At 60.6% G+C, this 18434-nt stretch carries 16 protein-coding genes; 7 read left to right on the top strand and 9 right to left on the bottom strand.

Features of this window, described 5'->3' with window-relative positions; all coding sequences use genetic code 11:
* Positions 1-198 precede the first annotated feature (198 nt).
* Complete coding sequence (locus BJF91_RS16095) at positions 199-1305, top strand: TRAP transporter substrate-binding protein (protein WP_075615441.1); 1107 nt, start codon at positions 199-201, stop codon at positions 1303-1305.
* Between the two features lie 167 nt (positions 1306-1472).
* Positions 1473-2624 carry a lysozyme inhibitor LprI family protein gene (locus BJF91_RS16090; RefSeq protein ID WP_075615440.1) on the top strand — a complete coding sequence of 384 codons (1152 nt, stop codon included), beginning with the start codon at positions 1473-1475 and terminating at the stop codon, positions 2622-2624.
* 90 nt (positions 2625-2714) lie between these two features.
* Here BJF91_RS16090 and BJF91_RS16085 read toward each other — a convergent pair whose 3' ends face one another.
* The gene (locus tag BJF91_RS16085; RefSeq protein ID WP_075615439.1) at positions 2715-3098 is read right to left on the bottom strand and encodes a winged helix-turn-helix transcriptional regulator; all 384 of its coding nucleotides are present in this window, start codon (positions 3096-3098) and stop codon (positions 2715-2717) included.
* Between the two features lie 98 nt (positions 3099-3196).
* Between BJF91_RS16085 and BJF91_RS16080 the strand changes: the two genes are divergently transcribed.
* On the top strand, positions 3197-4258 hold the full coding sequence (locus BJF91_RS16080) for an SDR family oxidoreductase (protein ID WP_075615438.1): 1062 nt from the start codon (positions 3197-3199) through the stop codon (positions 4256-4258).
* A 492-nt stretch (positions 4259-4750) separates the two neighbouring features.
* Here BJF91_RS16080 and BJF91_RS16075 read toward each other — a convergent pair whose 3' ends face one another.
* From BJF91_RS16075 to BJF91_RS16060, 4 genes are read right to left on the bottom strand one after another with little or no spacing between them, the layout of a single operon-like run.
* On the bottom strand, positions 4751-5302 hold the full coding sequence (locus BJF91_RS16075) for a sarcosine oxidase subunit gamma (RefSeq protein WP_075615701.1): 552 nt from the start codon (positions 5300-5302) through the stop codon (positions 4751-4753).
* A gap of 7 nt (positions 5303-5309) precedes the next feature.
* A complete protein-coding gene (locus tag BJF91_RS16070; protein ID WP_075615437.1) occupies positions 5310-8303 on the bottom strand; it encodes a sarcosine oxidase subunit alpha in 2994 nt (997 codons plus the stop codon).
* Positions 8300-8620: a sarcosine oxidase subunit delta gene (locus tag BJF91_RS16065; protein WP_075615436.1), complete on the bottom strand. Its 321-nt coding sequence runs from the start codon at positions 8618-8620 to the stop codon at positions 8300-8302. Before BJF91_RS16065 ends, BJF91_RS16070 begins: the two co-directional genes overlap by 4 nt.
* 18 nt (positions 8621-8638) lie before the next feature.
* On the bottom strand, positions 8639-9892 hold the full coding sequence (locus BJF91_RS16060) for a sarcosine oxidase subunit beta family protein (protein ID WP_075615435.1): 1254 nt from the start codon (positions 9890-9892) through the stop codon (positions 8639-8641).
* 534 nt (positions 9893-10426) lie between these two features.
* Here BJF91_RS16060 and rpsU point away from each other — a divergent pair.
* Positions 10427-10663 carry a 30S ribosomal protein S21 gene (gene rpsU, locus BJF91_RS16055; RefSeq protein WP_075615700.1) on the top strand — a complete coding sequence of 79 codons (237 nt, stop codon included), beginning with the start codon at positions 10427-10429 and terminating at the stop codon, positions 10661-10663.
* 417 nt (positions 10664-11080) lie between these two features.
* Positions 11081-11890 (top strand): tetratricopeptide repeat protein, encoded by an 810-nt coding sequence (locus BJF91_RS16050; protein WP_139310747.1) that lies wholly within the window; start codon positions 11081-11083, stop codon positions 11888-11890.
* A 71-nt stretch (positions 11891-11961) separates the two neighbouring features.
* Here BJF91_RS16050 and BJF91_RS16045 read toward each other — a convergent pair whose 3' ends face one another.
* Positions 11962-12186, bottom strand: a complete 225-nt coding sequence (locus tag BJF91_RS16045; protein ID WP_075615434.1) for an aa3-type cytochrome c oxidase subunit IV — start codon at positions 12184-12186, stop codon at positions 11962-11964.
* A 276-nt stretch (positions 12187-12462) separates the two neighbouring features.
* On the opposite strand from BJF91_RS16045, the gene BJF91_RS16040 reads away from it, so the two are divergent.
* Both BJF91_RS16040 and BJF91_RS16035 read left to right on the top strand, forming a co-directional pair.
* On the top strand, positions 12463-13002 hold the full coding sequence (locus tag BJF91_RS16040; protein WP_075615433.1) for a TRAP transporter small permease subunit: 540 nt from the start codon (positions 12463-12465) through the stop codon (positions 13000-13002).
* Positions 13003-13077: 75 nt separating this feature from the next.
* Complete coding sequence (locus tag BJF91_RS16035; protein ID WP_075615432.1) at positions 13078-14598, top strand: TRAP transporter large permease; 1521 nt, start codon at positions 13078-13080, stop codon at positions 14596-14598.
* A 48-nt stretch (positions 14599-14646) separates the two neighbouring features.
* Here the strand turns inward: BJF91_RS16035 and BJF91_RS16030 are convergent, their stop codons facing one another.
* The 3 genes from BJF91_RS16030 to glgX all read right to left on the bottom strand — a co-directional run bounded on the left by BJF91_RS16030 (position 14647) and on the right by glgX (position 18388).
* A complete protein-coding gene (locus BJF91_RS16030; RefSeq protein WP_075615431.1) occupies positions 14647-15696 on the bottom strand; it encodes a DUF2332 domain-containing protein in 1050 nt (349 codons plus the stop codon).
* A 13-nt stretch (positions 15697-15709) separates the two neighbouring features.
* Positions 15710-16198, bottom strand: coding sequence for a MaoC family dehydratase (locus BJF91_RS16025; RefSeq protein WP_075615430.1), 489 nt, complete (start codon positions 16196-16198; stop codon positions 15710-15712).
* Between the two features lie 240 nt (positions 16199-16438).
* Positions 16439-18388, bottom strand: a complete 1950-nt coding sequence (glgX, locus tag BJF91_RS16020; protein WP_075615429.1) for a glycogen debranching protein GlgX — start codon at positions 18386-18388, stop codon at positions 16439-16441.
* Positions 18389-18434: the final 46 nt, after the last annotated feature.

Below are 18434 nucleotides of genomic sequence, written 5' to 3'. Positions count from 1 at the left end.
GGTGATGGCTCCGGAGCGTGGCGAATTTTGAAGGTGTTTTGCGCCGTTTGGGCTACAAGTCAACGGTGCAGCGCCGGCTCATTCAACTTTAGCCTAAACTGATAGTCTCTCCCGCTTGTCACCGCCCAGTCAACATGTTTACCTTCACCAGACTTTCCTGGAGGGGAAGCGTCAGGGGAATCACAGCGGGAGGACTTTATGGATCGTCGTGGATTTTTGAAGAAGGCAGGCGTCGCGGGCGCCGGCTCACTGGGTGCGGTGGCCTTGGCCGCGCCGGCTATTGCCCAGCAGGCGCCGAAGATCAACTGGCGGCTGACGTCGTCCTTCCCGAAATCGCTGGACACGATCTATGGCGGCGCTGAAGACATCGCAGCGCGGGTGTCGGCGGCGACCGACGGCAATTTCAACATTCAGGTGTTTGCCGCCGGCGAAGTGGTGCCGGGTCTGCAAGCCGCCGATGCGGTGGGCGCGGGAACCGTGGAAATGTGCCACACCTGCTCCTACTACTATGTCGGCAAGGATCCGACTTTCGCGATCGGCACAGCCATTCCGTTCGGCTTGAATGCGCGCCTTACCAATGCCTGGTTCTACCAGGGCAACGGTAATACGCTGCTCAACGAATTCTACGCCAAGCATAATCTCTATGGCTTGGTTGCCGGCAATACCGGCGCGCAGATGGGCGGCTGGTTCCGCCGCGAGATCAACACGGTCGACGACCTCAAGGGCGTGAAGATGCGCATCGCCGGTCTCGCCGGCAAGGTTATCGAAAAGCTCGGCGGCGTGCCGCAGCAGATTGCCGGTGGCGATATCTATCCGGCACTGGAAAAGGGCACGATCGACGCGGCCGAATGGATCGGCCCCTATGACGATCACAAGCTGGGCTTCTACAAGGTGGCCAAATATTACTACTATCCCGCCTTCTGGGAAGGTGGTCCGGCCATCCATGCCTTCGTCAACCTCGCCAAATGGAATGATCTGCCGAAGGCCTACCAGACCGTGCTGCAGGACGCCTGCGCCTTTGCCAATACCAATATGATGGCAAAATACGATCTGAAAAACCCAGTCGCGATCAAGCAGATCGTTTCGGAAGGCACGACGCTGAAGCCCTTCAGCCAGGACATTCTGGACGCCTGCTTCAAGGCTTCGATGGAGGTCTATGCCGAAATCTCCGCCAAGAATCCGGATTTCAAGAAAGTCTACGACGACCAGGTCGCGTTCAAGAAAGAAGCCTATCTGTGGATGCAGTTGGCTGAATACACCTATGACACGTTCATGATGATCCAGCAGCGCGGCGGCAAGCTGTAAGCTGATGAAACAAGGCATAGGCTCGAACGAGAGCCTATGCCTTCGACCTTGATGCCGTTTCAAGACTTGCCCGACCCATCGCTCAGTCGTTACCCTGCCTAGGGCAGGATCATCGAGGAGCGCGTCGTCCGATGGCTTTCAAGCGAACTTTACGGCCTCTGTTGTGCATGGTCTTGTTTTGCCTCTTAGCGGTCGTCACGCCGCAAGCGCATGCCGAAACTCCGGGCGGATGCAGTGGACCGGGCAATGGCACCGGCGATGAGCTGCTGGCGGCCATCACCAAGACCAAGTCCTGCAAGGCCGCAGCGGCGCTGTATAACGACTGCATATGGGGATCGAGCGCCGACACGGCCTTTGCCGCAGCTGCTGTACGGAAATGCGAAGCCGATTTCGTCCCCAAACTCAACAAGAGCGAGATGACGAATTACGCTGATCGTATGCAGCTCTGCGCTTACCAATACAGCATGACGTCTGGCACGTTCTATATGTCGATGGCCGCCGGCTGTCAGGTTGGAATTGCCGAGCAATTCAGCGCCAATCCCAAGCTTGCCAGGACGCCATTGCCCAAGGCCAGTTTCGATTGTGCCAAGGCACAAACGCCGCTGGAGCGCAGCATTTGCGCGTCTCCCGCCTTGGGGCGAGCCGATCTGGTGCTGAACGATAGTTTTCGCGACGAAATGCAGTCTGCGCAAACGGCCGAGGACAAGCGCCATATTACCGAACGTCAGAAGGTATGGCTCGACCGGATAACGTCACGGTGCAAGCCCGATGGCAGTGCCAAAACCGAGGTCGTGGACTGCCTGAGGTCGGCCTTCGAGGCGCGGTTTACAGCCATCAACCAGTGTTTCCAGACAGGGACGGCAGAGTGTGTCGATGACAGCGAAGCGGAAGAGGCGACCGCCACGGCACCGGCGCCGCGAGCCAGCTTCAACTGCGATGCACCGAAGACACCGATTGAAGTGGTGATCTGCGCCGATGGCGAGCTGGGCAAGGCTGATATCAAGCTTTCGCAGGCCTATAAGTCTGCCTTGAACGGCGCGACAGATGCCCAGCGCGACGTGCTCATCAAGAGCCAGCGAGCTTGGCTCTCCTTCGTGCAGGCAACCTGTCCGCTCGGCGTCATCGGCGGTATTCCGCCGGTGCAGGCGCGGGCTTGCGTCCGGTCTGCCTTCGAGCGTCGTACTCAGGATCTTTCACAATGCGTGACGGACAGCGGCGGCGATAACAACTGCCTATGGCAGTTCGACGTGATGCCGAAGAAGGCTGACAACGCCCCCCTGCTGGCGCCGCGCCCCGTTCATCTGGTACCGGTGCAATAGTTTAAGCGACCTTGTCGCAGCCACCTCATCAGTGCCGATGTGAGGCCTAGGGGAGCAAGCGATCGCATTCCAGAAATCTTGAACGCCGCCTCACCCCTCTCGTCGTGACCCGGGCCTTGGTTGCAATGCATCCAACGCATCGGCATTGGCGCGGCCCCAAGCGTAGAGCAGCTCAACCGGCTCGATGAAGCGGTGGCCGAGCGGGGTTAGCCGGTATTCGACAGCGGGCGGCAAGGTGGCTTCGACATGGCGGGAAATCAGGCCTGTCGTCTCCATGTCGCGCAGGGTCTGGGTCAGCATCTTCTTGGAAATGCCGGGCAGGCTGCGCAGCAGCACGCCGGTGCGGGCTTTGCCGCCATGGCGGGCATGCAGCGTGTGCAGCACCATGCTGGTCCATTTGGTGGAAAACAGGTCGAGCACGCGCCTTGGCGCGCAGTCTTCTCGCCATTCTGTTTCCGGCGTTCCTGGTTGCATTGTGGTTACCTTCTGGTGTCTAGGCCCGTAAATGGTGCCGTCTTTTCGAAAGGCAAGCCGCGCCTAAATGCCTGCCTTCAGACAGAAGGAGCATGAACATGGTTGGATCAGCATTGGTTGTCGGCGCCAGCGGCATTGTCGGCAGCGCTGCGGCAGATCTTTTGGTGCGCCAGGGATGGACGGTGCATGGGTTGGCCCGCACGCCTGTCACGCGCGATGGTGTCGTGCCGGTCGCGGCCGATCTGCGTGATCGCGAGGGACTTGCCGATAAGCTTGGCGGTTTCAAGCCGGATCGGGTTTTCATTACCACCTGGGCGCGGCAGGAGAGTGAGGCGGAGAATATCCGTGTCAACGCGGCCATGGTGCGCAATCTGCTCGATGCCCTGCGGCCTGCAGGGTCCGTTGCCCATGTGGGGCTGGTCACCGGATTGAAGCATTATCTCGGCCCGTTCGAGGCCTATGGCAAGGGCGTTTTGCCACAGACGCCGTTCCGTGAGGATCAGGGCAGGCTCGATGTCGAGAACTTCTATTACGCGCAGGAAGACGAGGTGTTTGCCGCAGCCCAGCGCGACGGTTTTTCCTGGAGCGTGCATCGCCCGCATACCGTCATCGGCAAGGCGGTCGGTAATGCCATGAATATGGGAACGACGCTTGCCGTTTATGCCACGCTGTGCCGCGAAACCGGGCGTCCCTTCCGGTTTCCCGGATCGGCGGCGCAGTGGAATGGCCTAACCGACATGACCGATGCCGGGCTCTTGGCCGAGCATCTGCTCTGGGCCGCGACCACGCCATCCTGCCGCAACCAGGCCTTCAACGTAGTCAATGGCGATATCTTCCGCTGGAGCTGGATGTGGGGCCGGATCGCCAACTGGTTCGGTCTTGAGCCCGCAGCTTTCGACGGCACCATCCAGCCGCTTGAACAGCAGATGGCCGAGGACGCCCCCCTCTGGCGGCAGATCGCCGAGCGCTATGGCCTTGCCGAGCCCGACCTATCGCGCCTCGCCTCGCCATGGCACACCGATGCCGATCTGGGCCGGCCGATCGAAGTGGTGACGGACATGAGCAAAAGCCGGGTGATGGGCTTTAACCGCTATCAGCCGACCGACGAGGCGTTTTTCACGCTCTTTGCGCAATTGCGCCGGGACAGGCTTATTCCGTGAGCTTGGTGCATGGGCTGAAAAGTGGGAACTGTCTTTCGGAAAAATCCGATGCAGAAACAGAAATCTAGCGCGTCGGACCGATGCCGATTTAGAGTACACGACGCAAGCGATTTATGGGCTTCGCCCCCCTCATCCCCTGCCGGGGACTTCTCCCCGCTGGGGAGAAGAGGCCACGACGATAGCCTTCAGTCATGATCCTCGTGTTGAAAAGGGGTCTCTGGTCGCTCTTTGCAGCCCCAGATATGGCACAGGAGAGTGCCGCAAGTCTCTTCTCCCCAGCGGGGAGAAGGTGGCGGCAGCCGGATGAGGGGGTGGCGAAGCCGTGAGAACTTTGCGTCCTGCACTCTAGATCCCGGTTTTCTGTCCGATACTCTAGAGACTGTCAGGTTCAGATTGAACCAGACAGTCTCTAGATTTTTTTGTTTCCATTTGTCTTTTCGGGAAAACCGGGCTCCACTTTTCCCTGACAAACTCTAGCTTAAGCTCAGTGCTTTATGCCGCGTCCGCCGCCCCCTCGGCCAACATCCCAAACGCATAATCCGCAAACGACCGCCAGCATTCCACGCGAAAGGCCTCTTCGCTCATCCGGTAGAGCACGATTTCGATCTTGCCGAACACGGTGCGGGTGACGGCGCCGAGGGGGAAGGTTTTGAGCGTCAGGTCGAGCGGGCAGGCGGCGTTGAGGGCTTTGGTCACGCCGGGGCCGGAGACCAGGATGGCGGTATTGCGGTGGGAAATGTCATTGGCAGCATGGGTCGCGCCCGAGGCGGCGCAGGCGGCAATCAGGTCGGTGCCGTCTTCGTCGATGACTAGCCATTCGTCCGGGCCGAGCCAGAAGGCCAGCCGGGAGCCTGAATGGGCTGAAGTTTTTGGCGCGGTCGGCAGCGTGAGGCCGAGCGCGGAGGAGAGGCCGGCGACGGCATCCGCGCCGGCGCGCAGCGAGATGCGCGCGGCAGGGGCGGCCGGTGTCAGGACCACATGGGCGGAGCCGCCATAGGCGCCGTCGAGAACCGGCTTGCGGGTGGCGCTTGCCGGAGTTGCCATCACTGATTCAGCCATGGATGCGGCTCCCTTCCTTGTCGTAGAATACCATGTCGCAGACTTCGACAGTTATGGTCTTGTCGGCCATCGGCACGTAGAGCGCCTCGCCCATGCGCCCGCGCCCACCCGCGACCATGGCGATGGCAATCGAGCGGCCCAGTGTCTCCGACCAGTAGGACGAGGTGACATGGCCGAGCATGGTCATAGGTTTTGCCTGGTTTGGATTGGCGACGATCTGCGCGCCTTCCTCCAGCACTTCGTTCGGGTCCTTGGTCTTGAGGCCGACCAGCTGCTTGCGGCCTTCCTTGACCAGGTCAGGCCGTTTCAAGCCGCGAATGCCGACGAAGTCGGTCTTCTTCTTCGAGACCGCCCAGCCGTAATTGGCATCGTCAGGCGTCAGCGTGCCATCGGTATCCTGGCCGACGATGATATAGCCCTTTTCGGCGCGCAGCACGTGCATGGTTTCGGTGCCATAGAGGCAGGCGCCGAGGCTTTCGGCCCGCTTCCAAACCGTCTCGAACACAGAGGCGCCGAAGTCTGCGGGCACGTTGATTTCAAAGCCCACTTCGCCGGTGAAGGAGACGCGGAAGAGCCTTGTCGGCACGCCGCAGAACTTGCCCTCGGCGACGCTCATATGCGGGAAAGCCTCGCCCGCGATATCGATGCCTTCGACGAAGGGCTCAATGATCTCGCGCGCCTTCGGCCCCTGCACGGCAATGACCGCCCATTGCTCGGTCGTCGAGGTCAGCCAGACCTTCAGGTCGGGGAATTCGGTTTGCAGATAGTCTTCCATGTGGTTGAGCACGCGCGGCGCCCCGCCGGTCGTGGTCGTTACGTGGAAGCGGTCTTCCGCCAGCCGCCCGACGACGCCATCGTCATAGATGAAGCCGTCTTCCCGGGTCATGATGCCGTAGCGGCACTTGCCGGGTTTGAGGCTGTCCCAGGGGTTGGTGTAGATCAGGTTGAGGAATTTTGCCGCATCCGGGCCGACCACCTCGATCTTGCCGAGCGTCGAGGCGTTGAAAATGCCGGCGACATCACGGGCGGTTTTGCATTCGCGGTTGACCGCGGCATGCATGTCCTCGCCGGGGCGGGGATAATACCAGGCACGCTTCCAATTGCCGACATCTTCGAATTCGGCGCCGAGTGCGGTTTCCAGCGCATGCATCGGCGTCTTGCGGGTCGGGTCGAACAGTTCGCCGCGCGAATGGTTGATCAGCGTGCCGAAGGTGACGGGCGTATAGGGTGCGCGGAAGGTGGTGAGACCGACCTGCGGGATCTCCTTACCCAGCATTTCCGCGGCAATCGCCAGGCCATGCATGTTGGAGAGCTTGCCTTGGTCGGACGCCATGCCATTGGTGGTGAAGCGCTTGATATGCTCTATGGATTGCATGCCTTCGCGCACCGCAAGCCTGATATCCTTGGCACAGACATCATGCTGGAAGTCGATGAAGGCTTTGACCGAATCGTCAGGGCCGGCACCTTCGGCAGCGCCGATCATGCCGCCGGTCCAGGCATGGGCATTATGGCCTGCGGGCGCTGCGCTGCTGGCACCATCCGCGCCGGTCTCGGTGGCAAATTTCGCGCCGGCGGCCTTAGCCTCTGCCAGAAGCGCTGCGAGATCGTCGGTGCCATTGCAGGCGCCGACGCAGATGCCGTCCTGAGCATAAACGTCGGGCAGGAAGCGCTGGTTGACGGCGTCGAATTTCAGCTTGCCGCGCGATTGCGAGAACAGATGCACCGACGGCGTCCAACCGCCGCTCATCAGCAGCGCGTCGACTTCAAGCTTGCGCCGGTCGAAGCCGCCCTTGCCGGCGATGGTGATCGACTTCAGCCGCAGCCGGCCTGCCGTGTCCAGTACGCAATGCTCGGTCAGCACTTCGATGCCGGCAGCCTTTGCCGCCGCCAGCACGGTCTCGCCGGGATTACGACGGCAATCGATGATGGCGGCAACGCTGACGCCGGCCTGTTTCAGGTCGATGGCGGCTTCGTAGGCCGAATCATGGGCCGTGTAGACCGCGAGTTTGGCGCCGACGGCCACGCCGAAATGGTTGAGATAGGTGCGGGCCGCCGATGCCAGCATGATGCCGGGCCGGTCATTGTTGGCAAACACCATATGCCGCTCGATGGCACCGGTGGCGAGCACCACCTTTTGGGCGCGCACCTGCCACAGCCGCTCGCGCGGCAGGCCCTTGGCGGGCTTGGCGAGATGGTCGGTGACGCGCTCGGCGAGCGATAGGTAATTGTGATTATAGTAGCCAAACGCCGTGGTGCGGGTCAGCACCGTCACGTTTGGCATCGCCTTCAGCTTGGCAACGACGCCTTGCGCCCAGTCATAGCCGCTCTGGCCGTCGATCACGGTGGCGGTATCATAATGGAAGGCGCCGCCCATCTCGGGCTGCTCGTCGCAAAGGATGACAGAGGCGCCGGTTTCAGCAGCGGCCAGGGCCGCCGTCAGACCGGCCGCGCCACCGCCGACCACCATTACGTCGCAATGGGCATAGCGGTTGGCGTAATGGTCAGGATCTTCCTCGGTCGGGGCAACGCCGAGGCCTGCGGCCCGGCGGATGATCGGCTCATAGACCGAGTGCCAGAAGCGCTTCGGCCACATGAAGGTCTTGTAGTAGAAACCGGCGACGAACAGCGGCGACAGGAGATCGTTGACCGCACCGATATCCAGCGACAGCGACGGCCAGCGGTTCTGGGTCGAAACCTTCATGCCGTCGAATACGTCCTGCACCGTGGCGCGCACATTCGGCTGGCGTCTTGCACTGTCGCGTGAAATGTCGAGCAGCGCATTCGGCTCTTCCGGACCGGCGGTGAGGATGCCGCGCGGGCGGTGATATTTGAACGAGCGGCCGGCCAGATGAATGCCGTTGGCGAGCAGCGCCGAGGCGACGGTATCGCCTTCCAGCGCCGTCAGAATGCGGCCGTCATAGGTGAAACGGGCGGTGCGGGCCGGGGTCAGGCGACCATGGCCTGGAATACGATTGGCGCCGCTCATTCGCCTGCTCCCTTGCTGTCGATGATGGACTGGATCGCTGCCGCATCGGGCTTCGGTTGGCCGGCCTTGTAGGTCAGCAGGATCCGGTCGCTGACCGTGTCGCGCACGGCGTTGAAGAAGCGGCCGCAGCCATGCATGTGGCGCCAGCGTTCGAAAATCAGGCCTTTGGGATTGTCACGCAGAAAGAAGAAGTCCTCGAATTCTTCATCGGAAATCTCGGCGATGTTGGTGGGGCGCACGATATGCGCCTCGCCGGCGCCGCGAAATTCGAGTTCGGAGCGGGCATCCTGGCAGTAAGGACAGGTGATCAGCAGCATGGTCTTGTCTCCTCGTCCTTAATGCGCAACGGCAGCAGCGGCCGCCTCGTCGATCAGCCGTCCCGTGCGGAACCGGTCGAGCGTCAGGCCCTTGGCCAGCGGATGTGGCTCACCCTTGGCGATCAGATGGGCAAACAGGTTGGCCGAGCCGGGCGTGGCCTTGAAGCCGCCGGTGCCCCAGCCGCAATTGACGAACAGGTTTTTCACGGGCGTTACGCTCTGGATCGGCGAGCGGTCGGCGGTGTTGTCGGTAATGCCACCCCATTGGCGCATCATCTTCACCCGGCGGAAGATCGGAAACAGTTCGCAGATCGCGTCCAGCGTATGGGTGATGATCTGCAAACCGCCGGTCTGGGAATAGGAATTATACTGGTCGGTGCCGGCGCCGATCACCAGTTCGCCCTTGTCGGACTGAGAAATATAGGCATGCACGGTGTTGGACATGACCACGCAGGGGAAAATCGGCTTCAACGGCTCCGACACCAGCGCCTGTAACGGGGTCGAATGGATCGGCAGGCGGATATCGGCCATGCCCATGACGACGGAGGAATGACCGGCGGCGGAAACGCCGATTTTCTTGGCGCCGATCACGCCTCTATTGGTGTCGACGCCGGTGACTTCGCCATTCGGGCCGCGGCGGATGCCGGTGACTTCGCAATTCTGGATGATGTGCACGCCGAGATCCGAAGCTGCGCGGGCATAGCCCCAGGCCACGGCATCATGACGGGCCGTGCCGCCACGCCGCTGCAAGGCAGCGCCATTAATGGGGTAGCGGGCGGTCATGGAAATATCGAGCGGCGGACAGTAAGCCTTGGCCTGTTCCGGCGTCAGCCATTCATTGTCGATGCCGTAGAGCGTGTTGGCATGGACATGGCGTTTGAAGCTCTGCTTGTCATGGACATTGTGCGACAGCATCATCACGCCACGGGCCGAATACATCACATTGTAATTCAGTTCCTGGGAAAGTCCTTCCCACAGCTTGAGCGAATGCTCGTAGATATCCATGCTCTCTTCATAGAGATAGTTGGAGCGGATGATCGTGGTGTTGCGCCCGGTATTGCCGCCGCCGATCCAGCCGCGCTCCAAAACGGCGATATTGGTAATGCCGTGTTCCTTGGCGAGATAATAGGCCGCTCCAAGACCATGACCACCGCCGCCGATGATGATGACGTCATAGGATTTGCGCGGTTCCGGCGAGGCCCATTGCGCGCTCCAGCCTTTATGGGCGCGCAGCGCCTCGCGAGCCACGGCGAAAACCGAATATTTGCGCATCTCATCATCTCCTTCAGGCGTCGTCCGGCTTTGGCGCTCCCGGCAGGTCCTGCCGAGGCAGGGTATGGATACCGGGCCGTTCAGGCCTTTCTACGATGGGTCGCAGGGGTCTGGATCTTGGCTTATGTCAGAAACGCATAAAAATTTCGACAGGCTTTCAATCCGTCGCGCATGCCTGGCCGAACCCAGCACCAAACGCGGATGGCACAAGCTGTGACAGATCGATATGCGTCATGTCCCTTTCTTTGCGACACGGTTCTATCCCCGTTTCGACACGGTGCCATTATCTTGTCCCGGCTTCCAGCCCGGCAGCGAAAAAGCCCGGTATCGCGGCGTATTGCGGCCCTCACCGGATTTTTCCACCGCCTCTGCATATGCCATCTGGACTTCGAAAAGCTGATCTGTTATTGGCGCTTCCTAATCGCCGGTCCTTGAGGATCTGCGCAACACACTCATTTGGTCCGCGACAGGCGTGGTTCGGCAGATCCAGGTCCCGCGGAAAACGACCACCAAACCAAAGGAACGGGATTCGACGTGCAGGTACTTGTCCGCGATAACAACGTTGATCAGGCGCTTCGCGCCTTGAAGAAGAAGATGCAGCGCGAAGGCATCTTCCGCGAAATGAAAATGCGTGACTATTATGAAAAGCCGTCGCAGAAGCGCGCTCGCGAAAAGGCAGAAGCCGTTCGCCGCGTTCGCAAGCTGGCCCGCAAGAAGATGCAGCGCGAAGGCCTGATTGCTGCTCCGGCACGTCCGGCTTTCAGCCGCTGATTGATTTTCCGCGCTTTGCAGCGTGACATGATCCGGCCACGCCTTGCAGCGTGACATGATCCCATTAAGCGGCGGCGATTAGTTCGCGGCCGCTTTTTTGTGTTTTCTTTTCCGTTTTGCAGCGCACTTACTGGCGTTGACGGATTAAGGCCTGAAAAATGCCTGGATCCTGTTGATTTTTAATGCAGTGTGGTGGAAATCGGGCCTTTGAGATATAAGCCGGCAACAGGTCTTGAGCCAGCTCTTGGTTCTGGGGCAAAATGGTGCAGAACTTTGGGGCCGCTTCGGCGTTTCCCGCGAGGACCGCAATACCGCGTTTGAACAGGTGGAACGAACAGCATGACGCCCATGGTCGATAAGGTTTTCAGCGCTGGCAGCCTGCGCGCCCCGCGTGAGTTGTCCCGCAAAGGCGTCGGCATGGCCGCCCTTGGGCTTGCCGCCGTTCTGGCGCTGGGCGGTTGCCAGTCGACCAACCAGTCGACCGATATGATCAGCATCGATCGCGACCAAGGCTCCAAGGAAAACATTGCGTCGCTGTCTGCCGTCATCGCCGCCAATCCGCGTGACCCCGGCGGCTATAACGTTCGTGGATCTGCCTATGGCCGCGCCGGCGAATTCCAGAAGGCAGTTGCCGACTTCAACACGGCGCTGCAGCTCAATCCGAATTTCTATCAGGCCTATGCGAACCGCGCCCTTGTCTATCGCAACATGGGCAAGCCGGTTGACGCCGCCAATGATTACACGGCGGCTCTGAAGATCAATCCGAGCTATGATGTCGCCTATATCGGCCGCGGCAATATCTATCGCCAGGCCGGTCGCGTGGATGAAGCGTTCCAGGATTTCTCGAAGGCGATTGAACTCGATACGACCGATGGCCGCGCCTATCACAATCGCGGCTTGATCTATCAGCTGCGTGGCCAGCACGACAAGGCGATCGATGATTTCTCCAAGGCGATCTCGCTGTCGCCAAGCGCGCCCGAGCCGTATAACGGTCGTGGCGTCAGCTATCTTGCGCTGAACGACGACGAAAACGCCTTTGCCGATTTCAATCGCGCAATTGAAATGAACCCGAAGGTTGCCGAATCCTGGGCCAATCAGGCGCTGGTCTATGAGCGGCGTGGCGACAAGGCCAAGGCGGCCAAGTCTTACGCCCATGCAGTCAGCCTGGACAGCAAGTATACGCCAGCCCGCGACGGTCTTGCCCGCACGCGCGGCTCGGCTGGCTGAGGTTCTTAGATCTTTAACGACAAAAGGCCGGCATTGCCGGCCTTTTTCGTATCCGCAAGGATTGCAGTCTGTCAGCGCATCATGAAAACGCCGATGACGCTGAGGACCAGGAAGACGAGGATGCCGCCGAGAAAGCCAGCGGCTGTAAAGAAGCCGGCGGCCATGGCGATCATCAGCGATACGAGAATGGCGGTGCCGTATTTCGATGCGGCGATGAAAGTGTCATAGGTCCGCTCGTGTGCGGCATAATCCATCGATGCGCCCGTTTCGACCGGGCCGGAATGGTCTTCGCTCATGCTCCTACTCCCCAAAAGCGTGTTTCATGACAAGCCTAGCGCAGAATCGTAAAAACCGAAACGGGGTTGGCAGAGAAATTTGCACGTTTATGTCTCTGTTGTAGGGCAGTCGAAATCATCCAAAGCGTGCAAATTTAATCAAGAGCCATAGAACTTTAGGCTGGCTTGACAGGGTTTCCGGTGCAAAGGCCGGCGTAGGACCATGCTGGTGGATCGCCGCGCGGTTGCGCGTGACCTTGCCTTGATCTAAGCAAATAAGGGAGTTGGGAGGCTTACATGACTATTTTGCTAGGGTGGAGCCGGGCGATCGACAAGCTGAGCGAAGTCGTCGGCCGGGTGGCTGAATATCTTGTCATGCTGTGCTGCCTGATCAGCGCCGGCAATGCGATCATCCGATATCTGTTCAATGTCAGTTCGAATGGCTGGCTGGAGATCCAATGGTATCTCTTTGCTTATGTCGTTGTGCTCGGCGCCTCGCATACGCTGCGCAAGAACGGTCACGTCCGGGTCGATTTGATCTATGGGTCGGTGTCGGAGCACAAGCGGCTGTGGATCGACATTATCGGCATCATTCTGTTTTTGCTGCCGGTCTGCATTTTCTTGACCTGGCTGTGCTGGCCATTCTTCTGGCTCTCCTTCCAGCAGGGCGAGGTTTCGGCCAATGCCGGCGGACTGATCCGTTGGCCGGTCAAGCTCATCCTGGTGGCCGGGTTTGGTCTCCTGACCCTGCAAGGCACGTCGGAGCTGATCAAGCGGGTGGCCGCGCTGTCCGGCCGCATCAATATCGACGTCAATTACGAAAAGCCGCTGCAATAAGAGCCTCCGGCAGATCCTCGGCCTCGTGCCGGGATCTGCGAGGAGGGGAGGAATGTGCCTGAGGGGGGCGCTTTGATGTTTGATTTCGGCATTATCCCGCCGGCCATGTTTATTGGCATGGTTCTGTTCATGCTTTTCGGCTTTCCGGTGACCTTCTCGCTCGGCGCTGTCGGGATGTTCTTCGGCCTGATCGGTATTGCCACCGGGCATTTCAGCGAGGCCTTCCTGCAAGCCCTGCCGCTGCGCTTTTTCGGCATCGTGTCGAACGATCTTCTGCTGGCCATTCCCTTCTTCACCATGATGGGCGCCATCCTGGAGCGCTGCGGTCTGGCGGAGGATCTGCTTGAAGGCACTGGCAAGCTGTTTGGCGCCGTGCCCGGCGGTATTGCCTATGCCGTCATTTTCGTCGGCGCGATCCTGGGGGCTATCACTGGCACGGTCGCGGCATCAGTCATTACCATGGGCATGATTTCGCTGCCGGTCATGCTGCGCTACGGCTATAGCCAGCGCATCGCAACAGGCGTTATTGCCGCGTCTGGCACCATGGCGCAGTTGATCCCGCCATCTCTGGTTCTGGTCATCCTTTCGGACCAGCTCGGCAAGTCGGTCGGTGACATGTATATGGGTGCGATCGGCCCGGCGGGCATGCAGATCGGCATCTTCATGCTGTTCATTCTCGGTGTGTCGATCTTCCGGCCAGGGCTGGTGCCGCCGCTGCCGAAAGAAGTGCGCGGCGATCTCGATGCACGGCTGATCCGCAAGGTGCTGGCCGGCATGCTGCCGTCCATCGTGCTGATCTTCCTCGTGCTCGGAACGATCTTTCTCGGGCTTGCGACGCCGACGGAAGCCGGCGCGCTTGGCGTGGTCGGGGCGCTGATCCTGGCCGCCGCCCATCGGCGTTTGACCTGGGTTCTGGTGCGTCAGGCGATGGAATCCACCATGACCATCACCTCGATGGTGGTGATGATCCTGATCGGCTCCACCTGCTTCAGCCTTGTCTTCCAGGGTATGGATGGCGCGCGCTGGATCGAGCATATGCTGTCGGGTCTGCCGGGCGGTCAGGTTGGCTTCCTGCTGTTCGTCAACCTGTTCATCTTTGTCCTGGCCTTCTTCCTCGATTTCTTCGAGATCGCCTTCATCGTCATTCCCATGCTGGCGCCGGTGGCGCAGCATCTGGGTATCGACCTGATCTGGTTCGGCGTGCTGATTTGCGTCAACATGCAGACCAGCTTCATGCATCCGCCTTTCGGTTTTGCGCTGTTTTATCTGCGCAGCGTCGCACCGCCTGAGGTCAAAACGCGGCAAATCTATCTAGGCTCGATCCCGTGGATCTGCATGCAGCTGATCATCGTCGCCGTAGTGATCTTCTGGCCGCAATCGGTGACCATGTGGGTGGAAAAGGCCAAGGATATCGATCTCGACAAGGTCAAGATCGAGGTGCCCGGCTTCGGCGGCGGTGGTGGAATGACCTTGTCGCCGCCCGGCGGTCTCGGCGCTCCGGGCTTGAATTTCGGCACACCGCCGGGCCTTGGCGGTGCGACACCGCCGGCAGCAAAGCCGGCGATGGACTTGAGCCAGCCGCCATCGTTCAAGTGAGCTGGGCTTTCAAGTAAGGTGCGCCTTCAAGCAAGGCGGGTGTAAGGATTACGCCTTCCAGCCGCGCCATTTGATCCAGCGGCCATGGAAATCGGCCCTGCCGATTTCCTGGATTTCACCGCCTGGCCAGATCTGCAAGGTGAGGCTGGCACCGTCTCTGATATCGTCGGCTTCCATTTGCAGGCGAGCGAGAGGGGCCTCTGCCGTGGCTCTCGCGCCGGCCTCGGCAATCAGGGCCTCGCCTTTTGCCTTCAGGGTCTCGGGAAAATATTGCCAGGCAACCGTGTGGTAGATGACGTGCAGCGTGCCCGGGCGCGGCACTGCCAACCTGAGCTTTAACCAGTCGATTGCATCAGTTCGCTCGACCGAAAGGCCGTTGTCGACCGCAAGATTGAGCGCCGCCTCCGCGCGTTGCAGACGATCCGTCTGGTCGGCCCAGATATAGGAAAACAGCCGCTCCCGGTCTTGGGAGTTGCTGGGGTCGAGCGGGTTGAGATCGCAGCCGGCCCGCTCCGCGACAGAGATCTCAACATCCGGCGGCACGGGGCCGTCCCAGTCAGGCGCCAGCAGAACCGGCGAAGACCCGCCCCATTGAAAGGTACCAAGCTGATAGGCGTAGCAGTCCCATTGCAGGTTCAGCCCCGCGCTGGCACCGACTTCCGAGAGGATAAGCGGCAGTGAAAACCGGGAGGCGAGGGTGAGAAAGGCCGGCAGGAGCGCCGCCGAACGACGCACTTCATTGGTCTGCGGCGCCGAATGCAGCCGCTCCTGCATGAAGGTCTCATGCTGATGCAGCGCGTCATTGATGGCCGCCCATAGGGTTTCGTCTGTCGGCAGATTTGGAGGATAGGCTTTCGCAAGCGCCGGGCTTTTTCCGGATCGCGCCAAGGCGTGCAGCGTGCCCGCCAGCCGCAACGGCACGGAATCGCCCCGCGAGGTGATATCGCCCGGCCAGCCGATCAGCCTTGCGCCAACCGCCGTGTCTGGCGTCAGCCGGTCCGCAACCAGGCGCAGCACTCTTCCGGTAAAGGGCGAACCGAGCGCTTCGCAGGAGAGGGCCTGATCGATGAAGGCGTGGCGTAAGCGATCTGTGGTCATGGCGATCTGTCCGTCAAACGTCCTCGGGCCGGTCCTTGGGGTCAAACTGAATGATAGTTTGCCAGGTGGCGGTCAGCGCCGGCTTGGTTTCTTCCTCAATCTCGACCTGCACGTCATAGGTCGTCATCAGCATGCCGGCGCCGCGAAACCGGGCGCCTGCGAGGGTGAAGCGGCCACGCACGCGCTTGCCCGATTTGACCGGTGCCATCAGCCGGATTTTCTCAAAGCCGTAATTGATGCCCATGGTCTGCTCGCGGATCACGGGCAGGCAGTCGTAATTCATCGCGGATAGCAGTGAAATCGTCAGAAAGCCATGGGCAATGGTGCCGCCATAGGGGGTCTCGGCCTTGGCGCGCTCGGGATCGGTGTGGATGAACTGATGGTCGCCGGTGGCGTTGGCGAAGGCGTCGATCATTGCCTGATCCACTGTAATCCATTGGGAAAGGCCTAGTTCCTGACCGACCAGGGCGGGGACGTCTGCGAGAGAAATCTGACGCTGCATGCTCTGCCTTTGTTGGTTTTGGCTACCACCGGAGCTGGCGAGATGGAAAATCCGGGAAGCCTGTCATCCTGTCATGGCGAGGGCCGCCACGGGCAATTATGATCATCATACATCTGATAATTGTCGAAAACTGTATGATCTCTGCCTAAAATCAAGGGCAGATGCTTACCAATCCGTTAAATTCACCGGGCACTCGGCCTGCTTCAAGCTGGCGATGGTCTCCCGCCGACTAATCCGGCGTTATAGCTCAGCCAGAAAGGCGATCTGGTGCGCGCCGACCGTGATCTCACCGGCGGGTTGGTTGAACAGAAGATCGTGCCATGCCCGCCCGGCTTTAACGTCGAGCGACAGGCTGACAGCCTCGCCCCGGTTGATCAACACGGCAAGCCGCGTGTCTCGCCCGGTTATGCTGTCGGCCGTCGCAATCACCAACCCAAGAAAGCGGTTTTGCGGGTTCTGCCAGGCCTCGACCGTCATCGGTTGGCCATGGGCGTCGATCCAGGTGGCATCGCCTTGGCCGGTAAAGAAGGCAGGATCGCAGAGCGCGGCAAAGCGCTTGCGCAGGGCGGCCAGCCGGCCGGTATGGGCAATGAGATCGGCGTCGAGCGCTGCCCAGTCCAGCCAGGTCAAGGCATTGTCCTGGCAATAGGCATTGTTGTTGCCACGCTGGCTGCGCCCGCCTTCGTCGCCGGCGGTTAGCATGATCCAACCTTTTGAGGCAAACAGGGTGGAGATCAGGGCAGCGCAATCGCGCTTGCGGGCGGTCAGGATGGCGGGGTCGTCGGTCTCGCCTTCGGCGCCGTTGTTCCAACTGTGGTTGTCGTTATGGCCGTCCCGGTTTTCCTCGCCATTCGCCTCATTGTGCTTATGGGCATAGGAGACGAGATCATGCAGCGTGAAGCCGTCATGAGCTGCGATGAAATTGACACTGCGGCTTTGCCCCGCGCCATCCCAGCCGAAAATGTCGGAGGAACCGGCCAATACGGTCGCCATCTCTCCGGTCAATCCGTCATCGCCGCGCCAGAACCGGCGCATTGTATCGCGGGCGCGGTCGTTCCATTCCAGGAAGGGGACCGGGAAATGGCCGAGTTGGTAGCCGCCGGGACCGATATCCCAGGGTTCGGCGATCATTACCCTGTCTTTCAGCACGGGATCGCTCAGCAGGGCGGTCAGTGTTTCGCCATGGGGCTCGAAACCGCTTGCGGTGCGGCCAAGCACTGGTGCCAGATCGAAACGGAAGCCATCGACGCCGGCAGCCAGCACGAAATGGCGAAGCGTATCGACGATCAACTGGCGCACCACGGGATGGTCGCAGGCAATGGTATTGCCGCAACCGGTGTCGTTGACCAGCGCGCCGGGCTCACCGGGCAGGTGGCGGTAGTAGGTGAGATTGTCGAGCCCGCGCATCGACAGCGTCGCGCCATAGCGGTCGCTTTCGCCCGAATGGTTGAAGACGAGATCGAGGATGACGCCGATGCCGTTCTTGTGCAGGGTCTCGACCGTGTCGCGCAACTCCTTGACGCCGCCGGGGCACAGCCGCGGATCGAGCGCCATCATCGCGATCGGATTATAGCCCCAGCTGTTGGAGAGCCCGAGCGGCGGCAGGTGCCGTTCGTCGATCCAGGCGGTGATAGGCATCAGCTCGACGGCGTCGACGCCAATGGCTTTCAGATGGGCGATGACGGCGGGGTGGGCCAGCGCCGCCACGGTGCCGCGCAAGGGTTCAGGGATGTCTTGGCGCAGCATGGTAAAGCCGCGCACGGCCAGTTCATAGATGAAGCCACCCTTCGGTAACAGGGGGGCGGCGACAGTTGCCTTTTCCGAGCGCGTCAGGAGTGCCTTTGGCACCAGATCGGCAGTGTCTTCGCCGAACCGTGTGAGACGTGCATCGTAGCGGAAGGGACGGTCGAGTTCGCGTGCGTAGGGGTCGACCAGCAGTTTGGCGGGGTCGAACCACAGACCTTGATCGGGATCGTAGCGCCCGAAGGCGCGGTAGCCGTAGCGGCTGCCTTCCGCAAGGCCGGGAAGGATGAGGCTGTGCAGATTGTCTTCGCCGCGCTGCATGGGCAGGCGGCGAAGCTCTTGGTCTCTAGTATCGTCAAACAGGCAGAGTTCGATGCGCTCGGCATGCTCCGAATAGACCGCGAACTCTGCGGTCTTGTCCGTGAGATAGGCGCCCAGGTCTCTCATAAAACTTGCTCGTTCATATGATCTGGCCTGTCATCCTCTGCACCAT

Origin of the sequence: Gillisella taibaishanensis, from assembly GCF_001938985.1 — a bacterium.
Classification (GTDB): Bacteria; Pseudomonadota; Alphaproteobacteria; order Rhizobiales; family Rhizobiaceae; genus Allorhizobium; species Allorhizobium taibaishanense.
Note: the sequence above shows the minus strand (reverse complement) of the source record. Positions and strands in the feature narration are given on the sequence as shown.

Bases quoted from the DNA above. Each gene is read 5' to 3' on its own strand.
- BJF91_RS16095 (WP_075615441.1), top strand. From the start codon at position 199: ATGGATCGTCGTGGATTTTTGAAGAAGGCAGGCGTCGCGGGCGCCGGC.
- BJF91_RS16090 (WP_075615440.1), top strand. From the start codon at position 1,473: ATGGTCTTGTTTTGCCTCTTAGCGGTCGTCACGCCGCAAGCGCATGCC.
- BJF91_RS16085 (WP_075615439.1), bottom strand. From the start codon at position 3,098: ATGCAACCAGGAACGCCGGAAACAGAATGGCGAGAAGACTGCGCGCCA.
- BJF91_RS16080 (WP_075615438.1), top strand. From the start codon at position 3,197: ATGGTTGGATCAGCATTGGTTGTCGGCGCCAGCGGCATTGTCGGCAGC.
- BJF91_RS16075 (WP_075615701.1), bottom strand. From the start codon at position 5,302: ATGGCAACTCCGGCAAGCGCCACCCGCAAGCCGGTTCTCGACGGCGCC.
- BJF91_RS16070 (WP_075615437.1), bottom strand. From the start codon at position 8,303: ATGAGCGGCGCCAATCGTATTCCAGGCCATGGTCGCCTGACCCCGGCC.
- BJF91_RS16065 (WP_075615436.1), bottom strand. From the start codon at position 8,620: ATGCTGCTGATCACCTGTCCTTACTGCCAGGATGCCCGCTCCGAACTC.
- BJF91_RS16060 (WP_075615435.1), bottom strand. From the start codon at position 9,892: ATGCGCAAATATTCGGTTTTCGCCGTGGCTCGCGAGGCGCTGCGCGCC.
- BJF91_RS16050 (WP_139310747.1), top strand. From the start codon at position 11,081: ATGGCCGCCCTTGGGCTTGCCGCCGTTCTGGCGCTGGGCGGTTGCCAG.
- BJF91_RS16045 (WP_075615434.1), bottom strand. From the start codon at position 12,186: ATGAGCGAAGACCATTCCGGCCCGGTCGAAACGGGCGCATCGATGGAT.
- BJF91_RS16040 (WP_075615433.1), top strand. From the start codon at position 12,463: ATGACTATTTTGCTAGGGTGGAGCCGGGCGATCGACAAGCTGAGCGAA.
- BJF91_RS16035 (WP_075615432.1), top strand. From the start codon at position 13,078: ATGTTTGATTTCGGCATTATCCCGCCGGCCATGTTTATTGGCATGGTT.
- BJF91_RS16030 (WP_075615431.1), bottom strand. From the start codon at position 15,696: ATGACCACAGATCGCTTACGCCACGCCTTCATCGATCAGGCCCTCTCC.
- BJF91_RS16025 (WP_075615430.1), bottom strand. From the start codon at position 16,198: ATGCAGCGTCAGATTTCTCTCGCAGACGTCCCCGCCCTGGTCGGTCAG.
- glgX (WP_075615429.1), bottom strand. From the start codon at position 18,388: ATGAGAGACCTGGGCGCCTATCTCACGGACAAGACCGCAGAGTTCGCG.